Annotated in this window: 4 protein-coding genes; 2 read left to right on the forward strand and 2 right to left on the reverse strand. The window is 57.1% G+C overall.

From position 1 onward, the window contains the following. Positions 1 to 333: 333 nt before the first annotated feature. Positions 334 to 903: a hypothetical protein gene (locus tag NKH52_RS35005; RefSeq protein ID WP_352735883.1), complete on the reverse strand. Its 570-nt coding sequence runs from the start codon at positions 901 to 903 to the stop codon at positions 334 to 336. Positions 904 to 1,346: 443 nt separating this feature from the next. On the opposite strand from NKH52_RS35005, the gene NKH52_RS35010 reads away from it, so the two are divergent. Continuing rightward, positions 1,347 to 3,074 carry a cold shock domain-containing protein gene (locus NKH52_RS35010; RefSeq protein ID WP_352735885.1) on the forward strand — a complete coding sequence of 576 codons (1,728 nt, stop codon included), beginning with the start codon at positions 1,347 to 1,349 and terminating at the stop codon, positions 3,072 to 3,074. A gap of 111 nt (positions 3,075 to 3,185) precedes the next feature. Here NKH52_RS35010 and lepA read toward each other — a convergent pair whose 3' ends face one another. Then, positions 3,186 to 4,991: a translation elongation factor 4 gene (gene lepA, locus NKH52_RS35015; protein WP_023813453.1), complete on the reverse strand. Its 1,806-nt coding sequence runs from the start codon at positions 4,989 to 4,991 to the stop codon at positions 3,186 to 3,188. Positions 4,992 to 5,177: 186 nt separating this feature from the next. On the opposite strand from lepA, the gene NKH52_RS35020 reads away from it, so the two are divergent. Further along, positions 5,178 to 6,230: a TadE/TadG family type IV pilus assembly protein gene (locus NKH52_RS35020; RefSeq protein WP_352735886.1), complete on the forward strand. Its 1,053-nt coding sequence runs from the start codon at positions 5,178 to 5,180 to the stop codon at positions 6,228 to 6,230. Positions 6,231 to 6,339 lie beyond the last annotated feature (109 nt).

Consider the following 6,339-nt stretch of genomic DNA (forward strand, 5'->3'; position numbering starts at 1 on the left):
CATCGCCAACAGAATCACATCCCAACGCCAGACAACCAATCAAAAGCGAGTCATCCACCTCAAAAGATGTGTGCATCCCCTAGCCCACTTCGTGGGGCGAGGAACCAAGCCGCGCCATCCCCGGCGCCTCCATTGCAAGGTTGGCGACTAGCGAAATCATCGACCACCGCGTCCTTCGCCCCGTTTACGGGGAGAAGATGGCGGCAGATGAGGGGCGGCGCCAACGTTGGCCGAATTGCACCTGGGAAATGGCCGGCGCGAATGCCGGTGAGGCAGTTGCCTGAGCCCGCGCCGGCCACTGGCGAACTGATTAAGGTCCGCCGCCCGGATTTTTTACCGTTCCGGTGATGCTCGATCAACTAGGCCGGACGTTTGGTACGGAAGCAGACAAAGGCTCACCGCGCCGCCCTCAGAAGCGTGCAGATCCAGCCGATAAAAGTCAGCACCAGAAACGGGTAGCCGGCGGCGGGCAGGGGCGCGGAGGTCGGCAGCAAGGGCGCGCCCCACAGGATCATGCCGGCCGAGACGACAAACAGCACGGCGGCCACGAGGGAGCCGCATCCACACGGCGAAAGTCTTCGGTGCGCTGACCATGACCAGCGCGGCCGCCCACAGCGAGATGCCGCCGACATAGGAGGGCACGCTGGCCTCCAGCCCGGCCGCATTGCCGGCCAGTAGCAGGCTCTCGCCGGCAAGGAAGGTCAGGAAGCCGGCCGCAACACAGTCATTGCCCAGCCGCTGATATTTCATCGTCAGCAGCGCGGTCGCGACCACGAGGGCCACGCCGTCGATCGTCCAGAGTGTTTCGCGCAGCGAGGCGCTGGCGACGAAGGTGCCGGCGAGGCCGAAAGCGCCGCCGATGGCGAGGCCGATCGCGGCAACGGTGTCGAGAGTGGAACGCATGTGATGTTTCCCCAAGCCAGAGAGAGGATACTTCAGGGCGAGCCGCCCTCAAAGGGTGATCTCTGTGCGGCGTCATGTCGAGGAGGCATCGCACGGCGGGCGATCTGGTCCAAGCGATCCCCCTACCCATAGGTCGAGAAATGCCGGCGCGAATGCCGGTGAAGCAGTAGCCGAACCCCCGCCGGCCACCCGAGGCGCCGAAGGACGGGGCCAGATGCAAGTCAGCTAAGCGGCGGCGCCCGCCGCGCGGGTTTGTCCTGTCTTGCGGATATTGTCCTGCAGCGCTGTTGAGTTGCTCGCTTCAGTAGCTCAACAATGCCGATTGAAATCCTTGCATTCCATTCGTGACATGACTACCCCTTCTGTCAGCGTGATCGAAAATCACCGACACTGAGCCAGTGTTGTGTTGGGGTTTCACTCTCAGAGCGGGCGGCAGGATCATCATGGTCAATGAATCAGGCACTAGATCGGCCGGCAAGATAACAGCTTTTATGGCTGATCGAGGGTTTGGGTTTATATATTCGCCAGATTTAGCTTCCAGCATCTTTTTTCACATTGGCGCAGTTAAATGCGATCCATCTATATTAAAAAAAGGACTATCCGTTACATTCGCAGTTGATAATTCAGGCGATAAGCCCCGGGCTCTTAACGTGGAATTATTACCCGACCCAAAGCCAATTTCTCCGAGGAAGCGCGCCTCAAGCGACCATTCGCCATATACAGGTCCGGCATTTTCCGTCGATAAGGAAAAAACGATTAGTATTTTAAAAGAAATAAAGGACTGGAAGCTTGAAGCGAAATTGGACGACGTAAAAAGGTATTTTTTCAACATAAGACAGCTAGATGAAATAGTTAGCGGTGGCTCCTGCTACATAGTGGGGCGTAAGGGAACAGGGAAAACTGCTCTAGTTCAATATATATCAGAGCTTCAGCGGCCTCACAAGTTTGCAACTAAGCTATCGTTTAAGAATTTTCCATTCAATGAACTCTACAAGCAAGAAAATTCTCAATTTACCCGTCCAAATCAATACATCACACTTTGGAAGTTGATCATATACTCCTTTGTCTGTCGGATGATGATAACGGACGGATCTCTCGACCCTTTACTCCGCGATCGCATTCGGAAGGCGTTCCCGCCTGTCAATTCCGACAGTTTGAACGCGCTGATTGGAAGGTGGGTAGCCGGGGATGTCGGAATTTCCATATTTGGCACAGGATTCAATTTCGGGAACTGGTTTCAAAAGAAAAATGCCTACTCATTGGCTGACAAGGTGGAAAATCTCGAAGCCTTTCTCGAAAAGAATGTGGGCGATTCATCCTACTATGTGCTCTTTGATGAACTGGATGAGGACTACAAAAATATTTTTGAGGTTTACAAGGGGAGTGAGTATATCGACCTGCTAACTAGCCTTTTTAAGGCAGTTCAAGACGTAAAGTCTCGTTTTGGAAAGGCAACTCGCGGGATACTTCCGATAATATTTCTGCGCGATGACATCTATGACATACTGCAAGATGCAGATAAAAATAAGTGGAAAGACTTTGAATTTGACCTGGAGTGGAATAACTCCGACATAAAGCAAATGCTCGCATATCGGCTTTCTAAGGTTATAGGACACGAAGAAACAGACTTTGAATCTATCTGGTATTCAGTTATGGGCCGCGACCCTGTCCAGTACGCAAACGGGCGCAAGAGCGCGCCGTCTTTTGAGTACATATCTCGAAGTACCCACGGCCGACCTAGAGATTATATTCGCTATCTTCAGGTTTGTGCTGAAATGCAACTTGATCGAGGCGGCGGGAGTATCGAGCCGGACGTCATTCGAGACGCGGACAAGTCCTATTCAAACTACCTCAAGGACGAGCTTCTGGATGAGATCCACGGGCTCATTCCAGACATAAACACAATTTTTTCGATAATTTCTCAAATACGAAAGTGGATATTGGATGTCGACGAATTTAGGCACGCCTACAATAACCACCTTAAATCTGGCGGGTTGAAAACGAAGGATGTAAACTTCGTCCTTCAGACATTATTCTATTTCTCAGTTATAGGAAACGTTGCCAGACAAGGTACACATATCTTTAGACACGCAAATCCTGACGCCAAACTAAATTTTACTGAAAAGATCGTTGTACATAGAGGTCTGATGAAAGCTCTGCAGATCTTGTAGCCGTATGCACCGGATACTCGCTAGTCGAGCGACTCGAAGAAATAAACATCACGTTGGGCTTTGTGCTCCAAGCGGGTCCTCACTCTTCGAGACAAGCGGACGCAGTCCGCCTCAATCCCCCATCTTCAAGGCCTGGATAAACGCTTCCTGCGGGATATCCACCTTGCCGAACTGGCGCATCCGCTTCTTGCCTTCTTTCTGCTTGTCCAGCAGCTTGCGCTTGCGCGAGACGTCGCCGCCGTAGCATTTGGCGGTGACGTCCTTGCGCAGTGCCGAGATGGTTTCGCGGGCGATGACCTTGCCGCCGATGGCGGCCTGGATCGGAATCTTGAACAGATGGTTCGGGATCAGCTCCTTCAGCTTCTCGCACATCTGCCGGCCGCGCTTTTCCGCCGCCGTGCGGTGCACCAGCATGGACAGCGCATCGACCGGCTCCTCATTGACCAGGATCGACATTTTCACCAGGTCACCTTCCTTGTAGTCGGTGAGGTGATAGTCGAAGGAGGCGTAGCCCTTGGAGATCGACTTCAGCCGGTCATAGAAATCGAACACGACTTCGTTGAGCGGCAGATCGTAGATCAGCATGGCGCGCTTGCCGACATAGGAGAGATCGGCCTGGATGCCGCGCCGGTCCTGGCAAAGCTTCAGGATGCCGCCGAGATAATCGTCGGGGGTCAAAATGGTGGCGCGGATCCATGGCTCTTCGATCGCCGAGATTTTCACCACGTCGGGCATGTCGGCCGGGTTGTGCAGTTCCTTCATCGAACCGTCGGTCAGAGCCAGCCGGTAAACGACTGAGGGCGCCGTGGCGATCAGGTCGAGGTTGAACTCGCGCTCCAGCCGCTCCTGGATGATTTCGAGATGCAGCAGGCCAAGGAAGCCGCAGCGGTAGCCGAAGCCGAGTGCCGCGCTGGTTTCCATTTCAAAGGAGAAGGAAGCGTCGTTGAGGCGCAATTTGCCGACCGCGGCGCGCAGATCCTCGAAATCGGCGGCGTCGACCGGGAACAGGCCGCAGAACACCACCGGCTGCGCCGGCTTGAAGCCGGGCAGCGCCTTGGCCGTGGTGCGCTTGTCCTCGGTGATGGTGTCGCCGACGCGGGTGTCGGCCACTTCCTTGATCGAGCCGGTGAAGAAGCCGAATTCGCCGGGGCCAAGCTCGTCGACATTGATGCGGGCCGGCGTGAACACGCCGGTGCGCTCGACCAGGTGCTTGGCGCCGGTGCCCATCATGCGGATGGTCTGGCCCTTTTTCAAAACGCCGTCGATGACGCGCACCAGAACGATGACGCCGAGATAGGCGTCGTACCAGCTGTCGACCAGCATCGCCTTCAAGGGCGCTGTGGCGTCGCCCTCGCGCGGCGGCGGCAATTGGTGGACGATGGCCTCCAGCACATCGGGAATGCCAAGCCCGGTCTTGGCCGAGATCAGCACGGCGTTGGAGGCGTCGATGCCGATCACCTCCTCCACCTGTTCGCGGATGCGCTCGGGCTCGGCGGCCGGCAGGTCGACCTTGTTCAGCACCACGACGATCTCGTGGTTGTTGTCGATCGCCTGGTAGACATTGGCCAGCGTCTGCGCCTCGACGCCCTGGGAGGCGTCGACCACCAGCAGCGAGCCCTCGCAGGCCGCCAGCGAGCGCGACACTTCATAGGCGAAGTCGACATGGCCGGGCGTGTCGATCAGGTTGAGGATATAGTCCTCGCCATTGTTGGCGCGGTACTTCAGCCGCACCGTCTGCGCCTTGATGGTGATGCCGCGCTCGCGCTCGATGTCCATCGAGTCCAGCACCTGCTCCTTCATGTCGCGCAGCTCCAGCCCGCCGGTCAGCTGGATCAGCCTGTCGGCAAGCGTGGATTTGCCATGGTCGATATGGGCGACGATGGAGAAATTGCGGATGTGGTCGAGGGGCGTGCTCATGGCGCGCGTTTAGCAGGGGTGGCTTGCCCGAGCAAGCTGTGCGCCTTTGCCGGAGCAGGCAGCGCGGGCGCCTGTCGCTTTTTTCGCGCTTTTCGCGAAAAATCGATAAATTTTAACCAAGCCCATTAGAGCATAATTTGCGAACGGCATGTTAGCGGGGGGGAATATCTCTGTAAGGACGAAGGCATGCGGGGGCTTGCAGGCAGTTTTATTGAGTCGCGGAGCGGCTCGTTCGCACCGATACTTGTTCTCGCTATGATTCCGCTGATCACCGCGATCGGCTTTTCCGTCGACTACACCTCCGCGGTCCAGACCAGGTCGACCGAGCAGGCGGCGCTCGACGCCGCGATCCTGTCGATCACCACGATGGAGACGACCTCGACGAAGCCGCAACGCCAGGTGGTGCTCCAGGATACCTACCGAGAAAACGGCGGACAGGGCGCGGCGACGCTGAACAGCTTCGACGTCAGCGCCAACGGCACCGCCACCGCGCAGGCCTCGGCCAGTTTCGCCATGCCGACCGTGTTCATGCAGATCGCCAGGATCCCGACGGTGGCGGTCGGTGTCTCGTCGGCGGTGAGCAAGACGCCGGCTTTGGTGGAGGCTACATTCAAGGTCACCGGCGTGTCGGGTTACTGGAACAAGACAATGACGCTCTACGGCACGATGTTCGGTGCCGCAGCGGGCAAGCCTCTGATGACGATCGATTACAAATACGGCGGCGGCACGGATCCCAAAGGTTACGGCACCACCACCGTCAGCAAGATCGACAGTCTGGGCGTTCCCACGGTGGTCCAGACGCAGGTTTGCAAGGTCGGCAAAAACCCGCCAACCGGGGTTACGCTCAACACCGATCAGTCTGGCACGAAATATTACTGTGTGGACACAATGGCTGCCGGCAGCACCTCTGGTGCGTCAATCGACGTCAGCCAGATGGCCAGCCTCTATCTGCAGATGAACGTGCCATCGGGCAACCCGAAAAACCTCTATTCGAACGATCCGGCCACGTCCAACCGGCTCTACAGCTCGACAAGCGCGGACATCCCCTTGGCCGAAATGGCGACCGGCCAGATCGTTGACATCTTTGGCCTCGTGCCTTGTGGCTCGACAGGCTACCAGGCCTGGGAAGACGGCGGCAACTCGGTTCCGGCGCCTGTCGGCAACGCCGACTTTTTCTACAACGTCACCGGCAAGTGCGACTTCAACAAGCGGCCGAACAACACGCGGCTGACGCAGTAGAATTGGCTGATCTCCCCCCCTTGCGGGCAGGGCTATCGCATATGGATTCTTGCGAAGAAGAACCCCCACCCTAACCCTCCCCACAAGGGGGAGGGAACGCTGCCGCGTG

The organism is Mesorhizobium sp. M1066, from assembly GCF_040318635.1.
Lineage (GTDB): Bacteria > Pseudomonadota > Alphaproteobacteria > Rhizobiales > Rhizobiaceae > Mesorhizobium.